General features: G+C 38.4%; 9 protein-coding genes. 8 read left to right on the plus strand and 1 reads right to left on the minus strand.

Annotated elements, in window-relative coordinates; translation table 11 throughout:
• Positions 1–15: 15 nt before the first annotated feature.
• On the minus strand, positions 16–4,116 hold the full coding sequence (locus EHW67_RS19510; protein WP_126164053.1) for a hybrid sensor histidine kinase/response regulator transcription factor: 4,101 nt from the start codon (positions 4,114–4,116) through the stop codon (positions 16–18).
• 223 nt (positions 4,117–4,339) lie between these two features.
• On the opposite strand from EHW67_RS19510, the gene EHW67_RS19515 reads away from it, so the two are divergent.
• The 8 genes from EHW67_RS19515 (at position 4,340) to EHW67_RS19550 (ending at position 22,910) form a co-directional block, all read left to right on the plus strand.
• Positions 4,340–5,704, plus strand: a complete 1,365-nt coding sequence (locus tag EHW67_RS19515) for a Gfo/Idh/MocA family protein (protein ID WP_126164054.1) — start codon at positions 4,340–4,342, stop codon at positions 5,702–5,704.
• Between the two features lie 226 nt (positions 5,705–5,930).
• Positions 5,931–9,035: a SusC/RagA family TonB-linked outer membrane protein gene (locus tag EHW67_RS19520; RefSeq protein ID WP_126164055.1), complete on the plus strand. Its 3,105-nt coding sequence runs from the start codon at positions 5,931–5,933 to the stop codon at positions 9,033–9,035.
• Positions 9,036–9,047: 12 nt separating this feature from the next.
• Positions 9,048–10,622: a RagB/SusD family nutrient uptake outer membrane protein gene (locus tag EHW67_RS19525; protein ID WP_126164056.1), complete on the plus strand. Its 1,575-nt coding sequence runs from the start codon at positions 9,048–9,050 to the stop codon at positions 10,620–10,622.
• Between the two features lie 94 nt (positions 10,623–10,716).
• Positions 10,717–14,058, plus strand: coding sequence for a VCBS repeat-containing protein (locus EHW67_RS19530; protein WP_158285155.1), 3,342 nt, complete (start codon positions 10,717–10,719; stop codon positions 14,056–14,058).
• 646 nt (positions 14,059–14,704) lie between these two features.
• Positions 14,705–17,926, plus strand: a complete 3,222-nt coding sequence (locus tag EHW67_RS19535) for a SusC/RagA family TonB-linked outer membrane protein (protein WP_126164058.1) — start codon at positions 14,705–14,707, stop codon at positions 17,924–17,926.
• Between the two features lie 10 nt (positions 17,927–17,936).
• Positions 17,937–19,829, plus strand: a complete 1,893-nt coding sequence (locus EHW67_RS19540) for a RagB/SusD family nutrient uptake outer membrane protein (protein WP_126164059.1) — start codon at positions 17,937–17,939, stop codon at positions 19,827–19,829.
• A gap of 22 nt (positions 19,830–19,851) precedes the next feature.
• Positions 19,852–21,045, plus strand: coding sequence for a DUF5000 domain-containing lipoprotein (locus tag EHW67_RS19545; protein ID WP_126164060.1), 1,194 nt, complete (start codon positions 19,852–19,854; stop codon positions 21,043–21,045).
• A complete protein-coding gene (locus EHW67_RS19550; RefSeq protein ID WP_126164061.1) occupies positions 21,045–22,910 on the plus strand; it encodes a DUF4998 domain-containing protein in 1,866 nt (621 codons plus the stop codon). Before EHW67_RS19545 ends, EHW67_RS19550 begins: the two co-directional genes overlap by 1 nt.
• The last annotated feature ends 26 nt before the right edge of the window (positions 22,911–22,936 follow it).

The raw sequence follows: 22,936 nt of genomic DNA on the forward strand, positions 1-22,936 counted from the left end.
GCCTCCTTTATATGATTACCTATCAGATATTATTAGTCTATCCGTTTTGTCTTTTAACTTTCTAGGGCTTTTCCCAAATTCTTTTTTGAAACATTTTGAAAAATATTTCGGATCATTAAACCCTACCATAAACGCGGCCTCGGATATGGAATAATTACAATCGGCAATCAAAATGGCCGCTTTTTTAAGTCGCATCGTTCTAACAAAGTCCACTATTTTCTTACCGGTCAAAGCGTGAAATTTTCTATAAATAGCAGAATAGCTCATATTCAATTCAAGTGAAAGATCTTCCAATTTAAAGTCGGAATCGGACATCCTATTTTCTATTAGCTCTACAAGGTTCTCCAAAAATATTTCATCCTGTGACCTATTTGGTCCCACCTTTGGCGTACTGATCAAATCGTTTTTATATTTCAAAATAACTCGATCACTTCTCGTAATAATATTATTCACCTTTAGGACCAGTTCGCTAATATTAAACGGCTTATTAATATACTCTACCGCTCCCGTGCGCAATCCCATTATCTTATCCTTGGATGTTTTCTTAGCCGTGAGCAGAATGATGGGGATATGGGTAGTGTGTTCATTTTTTTGAAGCATGGTGCTCATTTCAATGCCATCCAATTTGGGCATCATTATATCACTTATAACCAAATCTGGATTATGTTCCAGTGCCAGAGCGTATCCTTCTTCCCCATTTTCCGCCAGTAGCACATTGTAATAGTCCGAAAAAATATCCCGTAGTGAAATTTGCAATTCATAATTATCTTCCACCACCAAGATGGTCTTGCTTAGTTCCTGCTGCTCTGTCCTTTGAATAGCCTGAGATAACTCAGCATTATCCTCTTCAACATTCTCTATCTTAGGAACTTCGGAGGTTATACCGGGCTCTACCTCTTTAACCTTATTCACTTCCATGGGTAGGGTTACCGTAAAGCAACTACCCTTTGAGGGGTCGGATTTTACATCAATTTGCCCATTATGTAAATCAACAAGCTCCTTGGTGAGTGCCAAACCAATCCCTGTACCTTCTTTTTGCTTTCCGGAATCGGCCTGGTAAAACAGTTGAAAAATATTGTCCAACTCCTCATCGGGGATACCCAGGCCAGAATCTGTTACGGAAATTTTCACCTTATTGTCCCAGTCCTCTTTCACTACATCCAAACTAATTGAACCTCCCTTAGGGGTAAATTTGAAGGCATTGGACAAGAGGTTAAAAAAGATATGTTCCAACTTTTCCTTATCATACCACACTTTCAAGTCCTCAGTAGGATATGTACATCTAAAGTGAATTCCTTTAAAGGTAGCTTGCTCCTGAAACGAACTGGAGATTTCCCTTAAATCTTCAACGATATTATTTTCTGAGGGGTGCAATACCAGCCTTTCCAATTCCTTATCCCTTAGTGAAGTAAGTTCAAAAACAATTCGCGATAATCTCTCAGCATTGTTGGCGATCAATTTTAAACGTTGTTGTAGCAGTACATTTCCGCTTTTTAAAGCCCCTTGCAACATATTTTCCAAGGGAATCAAAATAAGTGTCAATGGGGTTTGGATCTCATGGGACATTTTGGCAAAGAAATCCATTTTAAGGGCATAAAGCTCCCTTTCATGGTCGCGCTGCAGTTCCTCTGCTATAATCCTATTCCTAAATCTAATCCAAACTACAGCTGCATATAATAAGCCAAAGAACAATAGTGCATATATAAATTTGGCCGTTGATGTTTGCCAAAAAGGTTGTAAAATTTGAATGTTCACGGATTTTTTATCAATATCCCATTCACCATTGCCAGATCCTGCTTTAACCTCAAAAACATAATTTCCTGGCGGTATGTTGGTATAGGTGGCAATACGTTCCTTTTCTGAAAAAATCCAATTATCATTAAAACCTTTAAGTCGGTATGCGTAGTGGTAATTGGAAAATAGTACATTGTCTATGGCCAAAAAACGAAAGGAAAATGAAGATTGATCCGGTTCGAGTTTTACGTGCTTTAACCTTTCCACCCCATTTTGAATTTGATGGGGAATGACCGCCATGGCGGGCTGGTTCAATATGGTAAGATCCTCAACCACCAAGCTTGCTTGCGAAACTTCTTTTTGTATTTGATTGGGCTTAAAATAATTCACCCCATTAAGCCCCCCAAAGTAATAATAACCATCCGCCCCCTTATGGGCACTACGTTGCATATAAAAATTGTCCTGGAGTCCGTCCCTGACCCTAAAAACCTTTACAATGGAATCTTTGAGGTTATAGTGCCAAATACCATGGGCCGAACCCAACCATAAATTGTCGCTATTTTCTGCTATAACCGACCTAAAGTTTGGCCTATCATAGGCGCCTTTGATTTCTATTTCCCTAAACTCTTGTTCCTTTAAATCAAATTTCACTAAGCTCCCGTTTACCAAGACCAACCATAAAGCCTTGGTACCGTCTGTAGCCATGGACCATATATTATAGTTTTCATTGGAAATGATATCCTCTTCAGCATGTGTAAACCTAGTGAAATCGGATCGCGAAATATCCTGAAGGTCCTCATTGAAACGAAATAACCCACCGCCATCATAGCTCACCCAAATATTGCCTGAAGCATCCTCTACGATACTCTGCGAAATACTTCCACGGAGTCCGGCAGTACCGTTATAAAATCTGGCCAACAAGGTATTCTTGTCGGCATAGATGTAAATACCAAAATCTGTTGCCAACCACAACCTATCCTGGGAATCCTTGAAAACAAAGCGCACGTCCATCACGCTATTGTTCTTGGAGTTTTTTATGGGTAACTTGGAAAACCTGTCCCTATCCCTATCGTATACCAACATGCCATTCCTATAGGTCCCTACCCATATATGGCCCTTATCATCTTCATTTATGGAATGTATATAATATCCTTTGTTTCCACCAGAACTTTTAAAATACTGCTTTTCATTACCTTCAGTTGTGACCTTTGTAATACCTTCCCCATCGGTCCCTATCCAAAGTGTTCCATCACTGGCCTTGAACGAGGACAACACTCGGGTAGGTTTGTCTTTGGTAGATCCCGAATGATAATAGATTTTATCATTACTATTTCTTAGGATATTAATATTCCCATAGTTTGTTAACACCCATAGGTTTTGTTTTAAATCTTCATTTATCCCTATCACCGTATTGCTGCTAAGGGAAAATTTATTTAGGTCGTTGTGCTTGTATATTTGTAACACTCCAGTATCCGCATCTATTTTATACAACCCATTGCCGTCCGTACCCAACCAAATAGCTCCATAGGCGTCACAGTACATTGATATGAACAACTCGTTAAGTTGTGACAATACCTCTTCTTCCAGAATATCGTTCTCAACAAAGGATTCCCTATTAAAGTCGTACACTTTAATACCGTGCCCCATATAAGTTGAACCAATCCAAAGCCTGTTTTTAATATCCAATAACAGTTGTGTATTGTCGGCCAGCGTATAGTCATAGGGCACATTGAGCTGCACCAATCGTTTATTATTTAAATAATAGCTATATACGGGCCCCTTGTAGGTACTTATTATGAGTTGCTCGGATTTTCTGATGACCATGGAGTTTACCAGTCCCTGCCCCGATCCGTTATCTGGAATACTGGTAATACTATCCAACCTTGAGCTTCCATGTTCATAGGAATAAATACTGCCTTTTTTGTTGACCCACCATAATTTATTACCCTCATGGATTACAATATCAACCTTTTGCCCTTTTTGAAAATCCTTTATTTTTTTATTTATGGATGAGAAATTGCCGTTTTTCCCTAAGTATGATAACTGTCCGTTTACCGATACCGTCCAAATCATCCCCCTACCATCCTTAAATACCTTTTTTACCCGGTCTGATGGATCTTCATTTTCAAAAATTTCTTCCTTGGGAATAAATGTAAAATCGTAACCATCATATTTGGATATCCCAGATCCATGAGACATCCAAACAAAGCCCATACTATCCTGTACCGCATGGGAAACCTTAATGTTCTGATTGTTTAATGCAAAAGGTAAATGAATAAAATTGGAGTGATGCTGTGCAGTTAAAAAGCAAGAATATACCAAGGCCATAAGCAACCCAAGCCTACAACTCAAAGTATTGTTTTTTTCTTTTAATAGGTTCATCTAACGAACTAGCAAAGCGTATTTATTCCTCTGCAACAAATGTACCCATAAATCACAGCATTGGAAAGGAGGAATAATCCTCAAAAAGGTGGAAAAATTCTACAAACAAGGCAAAATTCCTAAAATTTACCCCTACTAAGTCAAAAAAATACACTTTTAAATTTAACAATCATTTAATATTTGTAGCGCACTACTTATACATGTAAAACTTAGTCACATAAATATGAACGAAAGAAGAAATTTTATCAAAAAATCAGCGATAGGCGGAGCGGGACTAGCGCTACTTCCAAATCTTAGTTTTGGGAATATTGACAGCAAGAAATCACAAAAATTAAGAGTCGGGGTAATCGGTGTTGGACTTAGAGGTACCAACCATTTGGATAACCTACTAAAAAGGGACGATGTTGTTATAACTGCAATCTGTGATATAGATCCAAGAAGAATTAGCATTGCCCAGGAACATATAGAAAAAGCCGGGCAAAAGAAAGCTAAGGTATTTGGAAAAAACGAACTGGATTATAAAAACATGCTCGCTTTGAGCGATATAGATGCTGTGGTCATTGCTACCCCTTGGTTGTGGCACACCAAAATGGCTGTTGATTCCATGAAAGCAGGGAAGTATACAGGTCTGGAGGTATCGGCCGCCAATACTTTAGAAGAATGTTGGGATCTTGTAAATACCCATGAGGAGACCGGGAGCCACCTTATGTTACTGGAAAACGTTAACTACAGACGGGATGTGCTGGCCGTATTAAATATGGTAAAGCAAAATGTTTTTGGAGAACTGTTACATTTTAGATGTGGTTACCAGCATGACCTGAGGGGAGTAAAATTCAACGACGGAAAAACAGCCTATGGCAAAGGAGCCGAATTTGGTGAAAAAGGAATCTCAGAATCGGCCTGGAGAACACAACATTCCGTTTTAAGAAATGCCGATGTATATCCTACACATGGCTTGGGGCCTGTAGCCGTTATGGCCGATGTTAACCGTGGCAATAGATTTTTGTCCTTAACATCACATGCTACCAAAGGAGTAGGACTCCATAAGTATATTGTGGATACCGCCGGAGAGAACCACCCTAATGCCAAAATAAAATTCAAACAGGGAGATATTATTACCTCTACTATAGAGACCTCCAACGGGGAGACCATTATTATAACCCATAATGTAAACAACCCCCATCCCTATTCATTAGGATTTAAGGTTCAGGGTGCCCAAGGTCTTACCGACTTTGATTACCACACCCAACGCATACATATTGAGGGAACCACCAAAGGTCATGGATGGGAAGACATGGACGAATGGTTTAAAAAATACGATCATCCCTTATGGAAAAAATTCGGAGATGGCGCTACTGAAGCAGGTCATGGCGGTATAGATTTTTTTGTAATGAACGCCTTTGTAGAATCAGCCAAGGAAAATATTGCACCTCCTATGGATGCCTATGATGCCGCAGCCTGGAGTGCCGTTACACCACTTTCCGAACTATCCATTGAAAACAATGGGGAACCCCAGGATTTTCCGGATTTCACAAGAGGAAATTGGATTAAAAGAAAGCCCTATAACTGGATGAAGGATACCTATTAAGGTAAAGTATCATGCCAAAAAGATAAAATGAATTAGAGTTGTTTGAGTTTGTTGTTTTTTAAAAAACCCATTCCGTGAAAATGGAATGGGTTTAAACAATCCGATCAACCTATAACAATAGATCAAATTCTGTATAACCCCCCTAAAAATGAGAAATATGAATCAAAACTAAAAGTAGAAAAACAAATCAAACAAAATAGAAAAAAAATTAATGCAAATAAAATAGATGAAAAAACTAATTGCACAAGGATTATTCCTTCTCACCTTAATTCTCTCTCACACTGCAACAGCACAGGAAAGGAGTATTACAGGAACAGTGATAGACGCTGTGACTAATAGTCCCATACCTGGGGCAAGTATTGTTTTAAAGAGCACCTCCACTGGTACCGCAACGGATTTCGACGGCCTTTTTACAATTAAAGCCTCAACAAACGACATACTGGAAGTAAGCTATTTGGGATACAAAAACAAAGAAATCGTTGTTGGTGTCAAAAATAATTATACCGTCGCCTTAGAAGAGGATGCTGCCCAACTAGAGGAGGTAGTGGTCGTAGGTTATGGAAAACAAAAAAAGGTTAATTTAACGGGATCAATTGCCACTATTAAGTCTGACGATCTTGTTAAAAATAACACTTCAAATGTTAGTAGCGCTTTATCCGGAAGGTTGGCCGGGGTAGTTACTGTTCAATCATCCGGAGAACCGGGAGCAGATGTTGCCAGTATAAACATTAGAGGATTAAGCTCTTTGAACTCTAACTCACCCTTGGTTTTGGTAGACGGAATACCAAGAAGTATAAACTCCTTAAATCCAAATGACATAGCGACCATTAGTGTCCTTAAAGATGCTGCAGCTGCTGCCATCTATGGTATGCGTGCGGCCAACGGAGTTGTGTTGGTTACCACAAAAAGAGGAGGAACTTCCAAACCTCAATTGAGCATTAATTCATATACTGGAATCCAGGTACCCACAAGAATGCCCAATTTCTTGGGTTCATATGACTATGCTACTCTTTACAATGAAGCCAACATCAACGATGGAAAGCCAGCTGCTTATTCTGCCGAAGATCTACAGAAATATAAAGATGGCTCAAGTCCGGACACCCACCCTGACACGGATTGGATAGATGAAACCCTTGATTCTTTTTCAATGATGCAATCTCATGATATTAGTGTTATGGGAAGTTACGATAAGGCTAGGTACTACACCTCTTTAGGATACTTGCACCAAGATGGTCTATATGACAATAACAGCTACGACCGTTTTAACTTCAGGGCCAATATAGATGTAGACGTGACGGATCACGTAAATTTACAAGCCGATTTCAGCGGGAATTTAGAAGATAAAAATCGTCCCGGGATAGCTACTGGAACCTTATTTTCCAACATTATGCGAACACCACCTACCGAGGTGAACCAATACTCCAATGGAGGTTACAGCATTTTTAGCAATACCCCCAAAATCAAAAATGGGGGGTATAACGATTCTGAGGATTTTGCCTTTCAGTCTAAATTAGCTTTGAAAATAGACTTCCCCTTTGCAGAAGGATTAAGCCTACTTACCCAAGTTGCATATGACCGATCAGCTGGAGGAAATAACACAGATCGCAATAATTTCGTAGGAAGATCAAAATCTTTCAGTGTTCCTACTTCCTATACGTCCTATGACCCAACCACAGGTGAATTCTCTATAAGCACTCCAGCCGATAGAGGGGAAACCGCTAGTTTGTACGAGTCCCAAGCCCAAGGATACCAACTAACAACAGAAGCTATCTTAGACTACGCCAAAACTATCGGCAAGCACGATTTTGGCGGAAAATTGGTATACTCCAGGACCGCTTCCGAGTATAACATCTTAAGTGCGGGAAGAACCAATTTCTTGGGAACTTCCATTGATTATTTTGTGGCTGGAGATGAATCCACCAGAACGAACAGCAATGCTACCTATGAAACAGCTATTTTAGGATATGCAGGTAGGTTGACCTACAGCTTTGACAATAAGTACTTATTGGAATTTAACGGTAGATATGATGGTTCGTATAAATTTAGCAAGGAATCAAGATTTGGTTTTTTCCCTTCATTCTCTTCTGCTTGGAGAATTTCTGAAGAAAACTTCCTGAAAGATTCAAATGTAATAAACAACCTAAAATTAAGAGCCTCTTATGGGGAATTGGGGAGTGACAATATTGGAGCATTCCGGTATATCGAAGTATATTCATTTAACGAATCTTTTGTAGACAACGGCAATGTTGTAAAAACCCTATCAAGTAACGGTATCCCCGACCCCTCTACTACATGGGAAAAGGCGAAAACCTATAACCTCGGTATAGACCTAGGATTGTGGAACAACCTTTTCTCTATAGAGACAGATTTGTTTTACAAACGAACATCGGACATTTTAACTACCAGTGCCTTGGAAGTTCCTGATACTTTTGGCGGACAATTGCCATTACAAAACATAGGTATCGTAGATAACAGGGGTGTAGAAATAGTTATAAACCACAACAATAATATTAATGAGGTTCAATACTATGCCAACTTCAACTTTGGTTTGGCAAAAAACAAGGTTATTGATATTGCGGAGTCAGAATCTGTGAACGATTTAATTAAGCGTACTGGTAAACCTATCCAAGCTGGAACTAGAATTGGCTACATGGCAGATGGTTTATTCCTTACCCAGGCAGAAATAGATGCGGCAAATGAAAATGCCAAAACGCAAACAGGCGATACCAATGCCGTATACCAAACACAGAATCCTCAGCCAGGAGATATTAAATACAGAGATATCAATGGTGACGGTATTGTTAATAGTGATGATAGAACAGTTATCGGCAAAGGGAATATACCCGAAATAACATTCGGATTAAACCTAGGTTTTACGTATAGGAATTGGGATTTTTCAGCTCTTTTTCAAGGTGCAGGAAACTTTGATATGTACTTATCAAATGAAGCAGCTTTTGCTTTTTTCAATGGAGGAAAAGTCTTTGATGCCCATTTGGACAGAGCACAAATCGGGACAGACGGAAACGTTATTAATGCGGATGCTACCTACCCAAGGCTGTCCTTATCCAATAATGCTGTAAACGAAAGATTCTCTTCATATTGGCTAGAATCTGGAGATTATATCCGTTTTAAGAACATCGAAATAGGTTATAACTTCCCTGAATTGGTAACACAGAAATTAGGTCTGGATAAACTAAGAGTTTACCTTAATGGTAGAAACTTGGCTACCTGGTCCAAAATCAAACAATTAGATCCAGAAAATCCTCAACAAAGAGGATGGTTCTACCCACAGCAAAAAGTAGTTAACCTTGGATTTAATATTCAATTATAATTGTATCTGATCATGAAAAATATATATAAATTCCTAATCCTAATTTTATTGGTTACCGTACAATTTTCTTGTACCAACGACTCCATAGAATTAGATCCACAAACCGCTATATCTTCGGACGTAATCTTTACGGATCCTGCCTTTGCGGAAGTATTTCTAAATAAGGTTTATTCTGGCATACCCCATGGTTTTAATCGTGGATGGTACATGTTGGACGCCGCCACGGATGATGCAGAAAACTCATACCCATGGCCCTCTTCCAACACCATTTTTAATCCTTCCAACATCACCTCTGATAATTCACCATTCAATGGGTTATGGTCTAACGCATATGAACAAATACGAAGGTTAAACAATTTTATTCAAAACTATGACCAATTGGAAGGTTCAGAAGGATTAACAAATAGACTAAAGGCAGAAGCTCATTACCTAAGAGGATTCTATTATTCATATTTATTGCGGACCTATGGAGGCGTACCAATTGTTACTCAACCTCAATCATTGGAAGATGAAGATTTATTGCTATCTCGCAGCACTGAAGAAGAAACCTTAGATTTCATTGTTTCTGAATTGGACATGGCTGCGAGTATTTTCGAGAATAGCAATGCCGCATCTAGTACAAGAGGTAGCTGGGCTGCTGCCAACGCGTTGAAAGGGCGAATTCTTTTGTACCAAGGAAAATATGAGGAGTCTGCAGTGGCCTCAAAGGCCTTACTGGACACTGAGGCTTTTACATTGGACCCGGACTACCAAAATGTATTCTTGGATGACAATACTCCTGAGGTAATTTTTGACGTACAGTTTAAAGATCCAGACAAGGGTCACTACGCCAATCTATTTAATACCCCAAAGTCTACTGGTCCCATTAGTGGATGGGGAGGTACTGGACCTACTCAAAATTTGGTAGACCAATACGAGATGAAGGATACGGGATTAAAACCTGAAGAGCCGGGTTCGGGCTATGATATGAGCCAGCCCTATGATGGCAGGGATCCACGATTCTATGCTTCTATCTTATATGACGGCGCTCAATGGAAGGGAATTACCATTAACCATAGACCGGGCGGGGATGCAGGAATTGCAACAAGTGGTGATTTTACCAGGACAGGCTATTCCATGAAAAAATTCATTCAGGAAGACCGTAACCATAATCAAATAAGTACCCAACATTGGATATTTATCCGATTGGCAGAAGTCTATCTAAATTATGCAGAAGCATTGATAGAAGCTGGTCAGGATTTAGATTTGGCCACAGCCGCCATAAATAAAGTAAGAGAAAGAGCCGATATGCCTCTAATATCTCTTGGCTCACAAAGTGAACTTCGTGAAAAAGTAAGACATGAAAGAAGGATAGAGTTGGCTTTTGAAGAGCACCGATTTTGGGATATTCGAAGATGGCGAATTGCAGGTGATCCGGAAGTGTTGAATATTTATAAAATGGATATGGACAGCGACGGTAACTTAATTGGAACTGGCAAGACTATCTGGGAGACCAGAAACTGGAACGATAGGGATTATTTGATGCCAATTCCACAAAGTGAAATTGATATTAATACCAACCTGAATCAGAACCCAGGCTACGAATAAGTTAGGATTATTATAAGCTAAATTATTATCTCAAACCCATTTAAGTCTAGTTTAAATGGGTTTTTGTTGTATCTATAAATTGTATATTCACCCCATGAAAAAGACCTTATTAATTTTAAGTATTTTATTAGCTTCCTGTCAACACAAAAAATCTGAAGTAAAGGAGCTTCCTACACGAAATGAAGCACTGTATACTGTTTTAGAGTCAGAAACTACAGGTATCAACTTTTCAAATGAACTAAAGGAAAACACCTATATGAATGGGCTGTTTTACGAATACTATTACAATGGTGCAGGTGTAGCTGTAGCAGACTTTAACAATGACGATTTAGCCGATATATATTTCATTAGTAGTTTGTCTGAGAATCAATTATACCTCAATAAAGGCGACATGCAATTCCAAAATGTCTCCAAGGCTGCTAATGCCGGTGGTGGATATGGATTCGGAACAGGGGTAACTGTAGTGGATATCAATAATGACGGACTTATGGATATTTATTATTGTAAATCAGGCAAAATATCTGATCCTGACAAAAGAAGAAACGAACTACTGATAAACAAAGGGGTAAATGCCCAAGGTACACCAGTTTTTAAAAATGAGGCTCACAATTACGGACTGGACTTCCCTGATTTTACCACTCAGGCAACTTTTTTTGATTATGATAAGGATGGTGATCTGGATTTATTTGTAATCAATCATGGTATTGAATTGTACGATGAAAACGTGATGGAAGATTTAATACATCAGAAATCTGAATTTAGAGGGGAAAGATTATTTAGAAACGACAATGGAAAATATGTCAACGTATCCGATGAAGCTGGTATTATAAACAGTTTATTAGGATTTGGCTTGGGTATATCAGTAGGTGATCTTAATAACGACGGTTGGCCTGATGTCTATGTGGGCAACGATTTTTCGGAAAAAGACCACTTATATATAAATAATAAAAACGGCAGCTTTAGAGAAGTATCTTTAGATGCTTTTGGCCATGTATCCAACTTCTCGATGGGAAATGACATTGCTGACATTAACAACGACGGATTATTGGATATCATGACGGTAGATATGATGGCAGAAGACAATTATACCCAAAAAACCAGTATGAGTGGTATGAATCCGGCTAAATTTTATAAACATGTGAATTTAGGGTTGCACAACCAATATATGTATAATGCACTGCAGCTTAACAGTGGTATTAACAAGGAAAGTGGAAACCCACAATTCTCTGATATAGCTCCAATTGCGGGTGTAACTAGTACAGATTGGAGTTGGGCTCCCCTTTTCTTTGACATGGACAACGACGGAAAAAAGGACCTCTTCGTATCCAATGGTATTAAAAGGGACTTTAGAAACAACGATTTTGTGAATTATCGTAAGAAAAAGCAAGCCGAAGTTATCGCGAACAAGGAAATCCAAACCGAAAGTTATATTGCCGATCTCCTTAGCAAAATGCCAACACGAGAAAAGGAGAATTACTTTTTTCTTAACAATGGAGCGGACTTAAAATATATAAAACAGGATATATTTCAGCCCCTATCCAATTCCAATGGAGCTGCATATGCCGATTTTGACAATGATGGAGATCTAGATATTGTAGTGAATAATTCATCCAGCTCATCTTTTATTTACCGAAACAATAGCAGTAACAACAATTATGTAGGACTTAAACTACAGGGTACAGCCAACAATGTAGATGCACTTGGAGCCCGAGTTATCCTATGGTCCAAATCAGGTAATCAATATCTGGAACATTATTACACTAGAGGGTTCCAATCGGCCATGGCACATAATTTACATTTTGGAATTGGCCAAGACAAAAAAGTTGATAGTATAGTCGTTGTATGGCCAAACAGCACCTATGAAGTTTTTGTTGACGTACCCATCAACAAAACTGTAACATTGGCCTACAACAAAGAAAAAGTTGCCCCTTACAATTATTCTACTAGCAGTGAAGGAATATTCACAAATATAACTAAGGCTTCAAAAATCAACTTCAGCCATAAAGAGAACGATTTCAACGACTTCTCGGAAGAAACCCTACTACCGCACAGAATGTCACAACTTGGCCCTGCTTTGGCTGTGGCAGATGTTAATAATGATGGCTTGGACGATTTTTTTATTGGTGGTGCCAAGGATCAAGCTAGTCAATTATTTTTTCAGGATTCTGAAGGTAAATTTAGAGCTACTACACGTCCTTTTGCCAAAGATAGCAAGCATGAAGATGTAGGTGCAATATTCTTTGATGCCGATAATGATGGAGACTTAGACTTATACGTAATCAGTGGTGGCTCCGAAAAGACACCAAATGATCAATACTATCTGGATCGGTTATATGTTAATGATGGAGAGGGAAAGTTCTTAAAATCGGCTACTGCCCTACCAAATGTAGTAAATAGCGGGTTAAGGGCCGCTGTTGCCGATTATGACCAAGACGGTGACCTGGACCTTTTTGTTGGTGGACGCGTTTTGCCCGGCAGTTACGGTAGGTTAACAAAAAGCTATTTATTGGAAAACCAAAGTGCAAATGGGATTCTTAAATTTACAGATGTAACCAATTCCAGCATCCCAGAAATGATAGATCACACTATGGTGACTGCCGCTACTTGGCACGATTTCAATGGTGATAACTACCCAGACCTTTTGGTTGCCAATGAATGGGGGCCTATTGAACTCTTTGTAAATGAAGGAGGAATATTGCAAAATATGACAAAAGACTATGGGCTTGATAAAAATATTGGCTGGTGGAGTAGCTTAACCTTAGAAGATATAGACGACGATGGTGACATGGACATAATAGCAGGAAATTTAGGACTTAACTATAAGTACAAGGCTAGCTTTAAAGCTCCATTTTATATGTATATCAATGATTTTGATGACAACAAAAAAGAAGATATAGTCCTAGGTTACCAACAAGACAGTACGGTTTACCCTGTTCGTGGACGCCAATGTTCTTCTGAACAAATGCCATTTATAAAAGAAAAGTTTAAAACTTATAACGATTTTGGAAGTGCCACAATAAACGAAATATACGGGGACAAATTAAAGCAGGGCATATCCTATGAGGCTACTGATTTTTCAACATCCATATTATATAATCAAGGTGGTAACTTTTCTTTTTCTCCCCTACCCAACCGTGTACAACTGTCCTCTGTTAATAGCATATTAGTTGACGATTACAACAAAGACAAACAAAGGGATATTTTATTGCTGGGAAACTTATACGGTTCAGAAGTAGAAACACCCAGAAACGATGCCAGTTATGGTTTTCTGTTATTGGGAACAAATGGCAAAGAGTTTAATTACCTAGCAAATCAAAAAGCAAACCTATGGGCAAAAGGTGATATAAAAGACGCTGCTAATATTAATTTAGCCAGTGGCAAAGGTATCTTATTTGCAAGAAACAATGGAGAACTCAGCCTAATTAGAGTGAATTAATCACATTTAATTAATACTAAAATTGAGATAGTCTCTTTAATTGATATTAAATAATTCAACTATGGTTTGTTCAGTTCCACTTCGTGTCCTGTTCAAACCATTTTACTTTTTTTATATATTCCATTTCTCTCCAGTACAAAAAGGAGAAAATTTCTATAATTAATATTTAAATTTCTCTTCCTCCCCCCAAATTCTATGAATATTAAGACCATAGAAGGATAATTTATGAAAAATTACCCTTAAAAAGCAAAAAATATCCACCTTTTACACCGCTCCTATTTTCATATTTGTAAAATGTTGATTTAGGAAAAATACTGATGAACTAATAAAAATTTGGGTATTTTTTTAGCATTCTAAAAGTCTTTTTTCCAACACGCAACTAAAAATCAAATTTGTTTGAATTTTGAACACAGTTCAAGAGATTTTGATAAACGTCCAATTCCCCCATTGCGGCATTTATACAAGACATTGTAGTTTGGTGTATCAAACACCATACTTAAAGCTGCCTTGTGGAAACAAAGGGAAACCTCATAACTTCCCGGATTTTACCAAAGGCAATAAGGTGAATAGAAAACCATATAACTGGATGAAGAATATATCATAACACTTTTCAATTTTAATAACTAAATAACTTAAACCATTTTTTATGAAACAAAAATTTATTTTGTTTAAGGAAAAGCCTGTTTTGGGCTCTTCAAGAGAGAGGGGAAAACATAAATATGTGCTTTTCTCACTATTGTTTGCCCTGGCATTTAATTTTCATTTGGGATACTCCAATACTGTTTGGGCAAATGAAAAAATCATTTTCCCAGAGCAGATCAGAACCATTAAAGGAGTTGTAAAAGATGCCAGTGGAGTACCGGTAATGGGTGCCAACGTTGTAGTTCTGGGTACTGCAAGAGGTGTTCTTACTAATTTTGATGGTGAATATGAGATTAAAGCCAATACTGGTGACGTACTGGAGTTTTCATTTTTAGGTATGGCAACCAAAAGAGCTACTGTTGGGGATAGTGATACTATAGACATTACTATGGAAGAAAGTGCAGAAGCTTTGGAAGAAGTAGTTCTCGTAAGTTTCGGTAAACAAAAGAAAAAAAGTTTAATTTCTTCAATTTCAACCGTAAAACCAGCTGATTTAAAAATTCCGTCCAGTAACCTAACCACTGCTTTGGCAGGTAATGTAGCCGGTATAATTGCCTATCAGCGCACCGGGGAACCAGGTGCCGACGATGCCAATTTCTTTATTAGAGGAGTAACGTCCTTCGGATACGGTAATAGTCCCCTAATCCTTATTGATGGGGTTGAGCTTACCACTAGAGATTTAGCGCGACTTCAACCTGATGATATTGCTTCTTTCTCAATTATGAAGGATGCCACAGCTACCTCCCTTTACGGGGCCCGGGGAGCCAATGGTGTTATTTATGTTACCACCAAGGAAGGGGTTGAAGGACCTGCTAGAATTAGTGCTAGGATTGAAGCATCTATTTCTAGCGCTACCCAGAATGTGGATTTCGCAGACCCCATTACTTATATGCAACTACACAATGAAGCAGTGAGGACCAGAGACCCTTTAGGCATATTGCCTTATTCACAAAGGAAAGTAGATCAAACCATTGCTGGAAATGACCCAATTTTATACCCTACTACCAATTGGCAGGAAGAATTATTTAAGGACTATACCCTCAACAAGCGTTTTAACTTCAGTGTAAACGGAGGAGGTAAAGTAGCTAGATATTATGTATCGGTGGCAGCTAGCCAAGATAACGGGGTTCTAGATGTACCCTCCGTTAGCAATTACAATAGTAATATCAATTATCAGCAATTTCAGCTCAGGTCCAACACTAATATTAGTCTTACGGAAACCACAAAGTTAAAAATGAGCTTCATAGGAAATTATGATGATTACACAGGTCCACTTGATTCTGGTGAAGCCCTGTATAAAAAGGTCATGAGAAGTAATCCTGTATATTTTAGACCTTATTACGAGGCTGATGCCGCCAATGAATATACCAACCATATTTTATTCGGAAATTATGGAGATGGCAACTATCTAAACCCTTATGCCGATATGGTTAAAGGGTATAGGGAATCCGGGTCTTCCAAAATTATAACCCAAATAGAACTAGAGCAAGATTTGAAGTCCATAACTCAAGGTTTAATGGGTAAAGTGGTTATTAATGCAAATAGAGAGTCTGGCAATGCAGTTAACAGATCCTATAATCCATTCTACTATCAACCGCGAATTAGTACGTTGACCAATGAACTCATATTAAACCCTTTAAATGAGGAAACGGGCACGGAATATTTAGGGTACAATGAAGGTAATAAATTTGTTACATCTTCCACCTATTTTGAGTCTTCCCTTACCTACAACAAAAACATTAATGAGCTATATGATGTATCCGGTATGTTGGTGTTTACCATGAACAACCGGCGGGTATCCAATGCAGGAAATTTGCAGGAATCATTACCGTTTAGAAATATGGGGTTGGCAGGACGTTTTACCTTATCTAGTCGGGATAAATATTTTGGTGAATTTACCTTTGGCTACAACGGCTCTGAACGTTTTGACAAGAAAGAACGTTGGGGCTATTTCCCTTCCTTAGGGCTTGGGTGGATCATTTCTAACGAGGAGTTTTTTAAAGATTACAAGGACGTCGTTACCAACTTAAAGTTAAAAACTACCTATGGCTTGGTAGGAAATGACCAAATAGGTAGTGCCAGTGATAGATTTTTTTACCTTTCACAGGTTAATTTAAGTGACGATGGAAGAGGATATGTTACAGGTAGTGACTTTGATAATTACCTTCCCGGGGTTTCCATACAACGATATGCAAATGATCAAATTAGTTGGGAAACTGCGGAAAAATTTAATCTTGGTCTTGAATTAGGCTTATTTGACAAATGGAATTTAGAAGCAGACTTCTTCAAGGAATACAGGTCCAACATTCTTGCGAATCGTATTGTATTGGCCAGTATGGGCTTAGAAAGCGGCGTAAGGGCCAATATTGGGGAAGCCAAGAGCACGGGTATAGACGGAACCTTGGTGTACAACAATAGTTTTAATAAAGATTTCTGGGTTCAGGCCAGGGCCAATTTTACCTACGCTACCAGTAAAATCGTTAAAATTGAAGAACCTGATTACTCTGAAACCCCTTGGTTATCAAGAGTAGGACAACCTATAAACCAAGTATGGGGCTATGTAGCCGAAAGGTTGTTCGTAGACGAAAATGAAGTCAATAACTCTCCTGTCCAAACTTTTGGAGAGTATTCAGGAGGAGATATAAAGTATAAGGACATTAATGGGGATGGAAGAATATCAGGCTTGGACAGGGTTCCCATAGGTAATCCTACCAGTCCGGAAATTGTTTATGGTTTTGGTGTCTCCGCAGGATATAAAGGTTTTGATATTTCTTGTTTCTTTCAAGGTCTGGCCAATGAATCATTTTGGATAAACCCATATGAAACAGCTCCCTTTGTAGATATTCACTATGATGGTGAACCTAACTGGGATACCAATAATCAATTATTACAAGTATGGGCAGACAGCCATTGGTCTGAAAACAATAGGGATCTCTACGCCAAATGGCCCCGATTGTCACCAAATATTTCAGGTAACAATACCCAAACCAGTACTTGGTTTATGCAAGACGGTTCCTTTCTAAGATTAAAATCCTTGGAAGTGGGCTATAACCTTCCACAAAATGTATTGGATAAAATTAAAATGGACCGTATACGCTTCTATGTTACCGGAAACAATTTATTGGCGTTCAGCAATTTTAAACTATGGGATCCAGAAATGGCCGGAAACGGATTGAGTTATCCTACCCAAAGAGTTATCAACGCTGGTGTTCAACTATCATTATAAAAAATATAACATGAGATATAATAAGTATTTATTAGTTTTCTTTTTCATATCCATATTCACTTCATGTGAAAAAGAATTTTTGGACATTGTTCCAGACAATCTGGCAACAATAGACCTTGCCTTTACAAATCAGTATAATGCGGAAAAATACCTTTATACCTGTTATTCGTATTTACCTAGCCCAAGTGCCATTAATGAAAACCCAGCATTAAATGCCGGTGATGAAATTTGGTATCCTGAAACGGAGCGCAACAACAACGGTCCTACGGTAGCACAAGGCTTTCAAAATATCACCACCCCAAGATTTGACTTTTGGAGGGGAAATAATGGCGGTAAGGCCTTATACGTGGGAATCAGAAATTGCAATATATTTTTGGATAATGTTGATAATGTACCCGGACTGGATAAATTTATTAAAGAGAAATGGAAAGCCGAAGTCAACTTTCTAAAGGCTTATTATCATTTTTACCTTCTAAGAATGTATGGGCCTATTGTAATAAATGATGAGGCTTTATCTGTCTCTGCCTCTACAGATGAAGTCAAGGTAGATAAAAATACGGTAGAAGAAGCTTTTGAGTATGTAATCTCCCTTTTGGACAAAGCCATTAGTGGCTTACCCGAGACATTGCAATTTGAGGACGAAGAAATGGGGAGGGTTACAAAACCTATAGCTGCCGCAATAAAGGCGAGGGTTCTAATGACATATGCCAGTCCACTGTTTAATGGCAATACCGTATACAGCAGTATTAAAAATTCAGAAGGGAAGTCAATGTTTCCCAGCAGTTATGATGCCAGTAAATGGGAAAGAGCTGCAAAAGCCTGTAAGGAAGCCATAGATATGGCCGAAGGGGTTGGGGCCGCGCTTTATCAAAAAGCAGATTATGTAGATCCCTTTCCACAAAACGATACAACACTCTTAAAGGCTGCACTTAGAGGACGGGTAACCGAAAGATGGAACAAAGAAATACTTTGGGGACATACAGAAAATACCTCTGGAATTCAATATAATTCCATGCCAAGATTGTATGGGTATACTTCAAATCCGGTTGCTTCAAGACACAGTCCACCGCTGAGAATCGCAGAAATGTACTATTCGGAAAACGGTGTTCCAATTGACGAGGATGTTAATTTTGACTATAACAATAGATATAAAATTAAAGAAGCCTCCAGTGCAGATCGCTTTCATGTTGAGCAAGGACAAAAAACTGCCGTGTTGAACTTTGACCGGGAAACCAGATTTTATGCAGATCTATCTTTTGACAGAGGAGTTTGGTTTGGTAATGGTAGGGATTTGGACACGGACCCATGGTATATTCACTCCAGAAAGGGCGAATTCGCCTCTGTTTTCGAAATTTCCCAATATTCCGTTACCGGCTATTGGCCTAAGAAATTGATCAACATCAAAACAACAGTAAAAAATGGTACAAGTTTAAGTACCAATAGATATGCCTTTCCCATTATTCGTCTGGCAGATTTATACCTCTATTACTCCGAAGCTTTAAACGAGATGAAGAGTGCTCCTGATAATGAAGTATATCAATATATTGATCTTGTTCGTGAAAGAGCAGGTCTTGACGGAGTGGTGGAAAGTTGGTCTAACTATTCCAAAGACCCCAATAAGCCTACTACTAAAGAGGGTATGAGAGAAATCATTCAACAGGAAAGATTGATCGAAATGGCTTTTGAAGGTGGAAGGTTCTGGGATTTAAGAAGATGGAAGCTTTCTGAAATTTACATGAACAAACCAATCAAGGGATGGAGCGTATTGGAACAAGATGTGGAGGACTACTACAATGTTAGGGTTTTATACAATCCTTCTTTTTCTCAAAAAGATTACTTATGGCCTATTGCAGAAGGGGAATTGGTAAACAATCCCAATCTACAACAAAACCCAGGGTGGTAATTTTAATTTAAAAATATTAATTATGAAAAAATTATTTAGTCTATTAGCTATCAGCTTATTTGTACTAACTGGTTGTGAGGAAGATTATGAACACAGCCCTATAGCAGCAGATTCTAGTGCTCCTAAACCTATAGAAAACTTAAAATATGAGCCTATTCATGGGGGTTTTAATATTTCGTACGACATTCCTGATGACAAGGATATACTGTATGTAAAAGCATCCTATATTAACACCAAAGGTGAAGTATCAGAAGTAAGAGCATCCTCCTATAATAACAAAATACAAATATTGGGATTTGGTGACACCTCTGATAGAACAATTGATATCTATGTTGTGGACAGGTCAGAGAATATATCAGAAGCTATTTCCTTTACAGCAAAACCATTGGAGTCCCCAGTTAATGTTATAAAGGAAACCATGAGCATTACTGAAGATTTCGGAGGAGCTAAATTTCATTGGGTAAATGAAGAAAAAGTACCTATCATAATCGGCTTACTGGCACAGGAAGACGATGGTAGCCTGGTGGAAGTAGAAACTGTCTATACCTCTCAATCCGAAACCAGCAATTCACTAAGAGGATATGATGCGGTACCCCAAAAATTTGCCGCCGTGATCAGAGACCGGTACGACAATATATCGGATACTATTTATCCAGCAACTGAAGATAAAATGCTAGTCCCCTTATTTGAGGAACGATTGGATAAAACCAAATTTAAGAAACTCATTTTAAGTAATGATACCAATTGGGATGCGTGGGAAGGAGACTATACAAACTTCTACGACGATAATATGGAAACTATAGTCCATACTCAAGGGGATCATCCTATGCCCCAAATCTATTCCATAGACTTAGGAGTAGTCGTTAAATTAAGTAGGTTTACCCTACATCAGAGGTTATCGCACGGATCTGCGCATGCCTATACTCATGGCAACCCCAAGAAGTATACTGTTTATGGAGCCAAAGAACTGCCAGAAGACAACGGAACTATGGAAGGGTGGATAGAATTAAAAGATTGTGAGTCCATAAAACCTTCTGGATTGCCTATAGGACAAAATACTGATGAAGACATTGATCATCTATATGCTGGTGATGAGTATACCTTTGAGGAAGCTCCCGAAATTAGATATTTCCGAATCGCAGTAACTGAAACATGGGATGGAGCAGGATATATCAATGCCTCTCAAATAACCTTTTGGGGAAATATTACTAACTAATGGAAAATAATATTATGAAAACAAGATATAATTATATAAAATTGTTTCTCCTTGTCTTGGTATTGGGAATCATTTCATGTCAAGATATGGATGAAGTTCATGAACAATATGTGGCGGATGGTGAAATAATATACACAAACAAAGTAGATTCCCTAACTACATTTGCCGGTAAGAACAGGGTTAAAATATCCGGATATATTACAGGTGGGTTTAACGTGAATGAGGTAGTGGTAACTTGGAACAAAGGATTGAATCAGCAGGTTTTTCCTTATCAGAAATCCGATGAGGAAACTGACCCTATTGACTTAATCGTTACTAATTTAGACGAGGACAACTATGAATTTAATATTTATAGTAAGGATGAAGATGGCAACAAGTCCATCCCTGTTGTAGTATTTGGATCGGCTTATGGTGAAAAGTATCAATCCAATTTAGAACCAAGAGCTGTAAACAAGGTTTCTTTTGATGAGACCAACGCTGAATTAGTTCTAGCCTTGAGCAGTGAACTACAAAGGGATACCGAATTTAGATTCACCGATACTAATAATACTGAAAATATAATAACGGTTTCAGCGGAAGACAACCAAGTGATTTTGGAGAATATATCTTTAAACAATCCTATCGCCTACCGGACTTATTATGTACCCACGCAGGCGGTAGAAGGTGAGGAAACTTCAATAGACCAATTTGAATCCGATTGGTATACATATGAATTTCCAAGTGTGTTTTCGTCAATCTTTACAAGTATGACATTGGAGCCAATTTCAGGAGGTGTAATAGCAAATTGGGAAAATTCAGAAAATGACCTCATGACGTTTGATTTCAAAAATATGAACAAACAAGATCAAGAGGTCATAAATACTGTAACATCGTCAGAGTCTACGGGGACGTATACATTTGAGGGCATGAAAAGTGAAGAACAGGATGTTGAAATCACCATTTCAGACATCTATGGGAATTCACAATCAATGTCATACACTGTAACCCCTTTACCAGCAGCCGGCAAGGGCAACTGGACTATTGTTGATTTTTCAACTGAAGAAGCAGGCGGTGAAGGTCCAGTAAACGGATATGCAACAGCAGCAATTGATGGTGATCCAGCTACGTTTTGGCATTCAAACTGGTCTAGTACTGGTTCATCTTACCCACATCATTTAACTATTGACTTAGGAGAAGAAAAAAGTGTCGCTGGTTTTGAGATTTTTACAAGAAGTGGAGATAGTCGTGGTGCTACAGAACATGAGTTTTGGGTAAGTAATGACAATATAACCTTTACTAAAATAGCAACACTTAATGCTCCTATAGATGTTAATAATGGTACCCTGGTTGCTACTGATGCAGTTACAACAGCAAGATACGTAAAGTATATAGCTACGGCAGGCCCAGAAAATTTCACCTTTCTAGGAGAATTAAATGTTATTACGTCTTTGGATAATTCAGATTGGTCTATTGTTGATTTTTCAACAGAAGAAGCTGGAGGTGAAGGTCCTGTAAATGGATATGCTACTGCTGCAATTGATGGAGATACAGCAACATTTTGGCATTCGAATTGGTCTAGTACTGGTTCATCCTACCCACATCATTTAACTATCGATTTAGGACAAGAAAGAAGTGTCGCCGGTTTTGAGATTTTTACAAGAAGTGGTTTTAATGGCGGAGCCACTGTTCATGAATTTTGGGTAAGTAACGATAATGTAACCTTTACAAAAGTAGCCACGCTTGACTCCGGTTTGGATCCCAACAATGGTACTTTAGTTTATGCTGATGCCCTGACAACCGCAAAATATGTAAAGTATGTTGCGATTGAAGGGCCAAATACCTTTACCTATTTAGGTGAAATAAGAGTATTGGGAGCAATTGATTAGTTTTTTCCATAAATTTAAAAAAGAGG

The organism is Arenibacter aquaticus, from assembly GCF_003957295.1.
GTDB lineage: Bacteria > Bacteroidota > Bacteroidia > Flavobacteriales > Flavobacteriaceae > Arenibacter > Arenibacter aquaticus.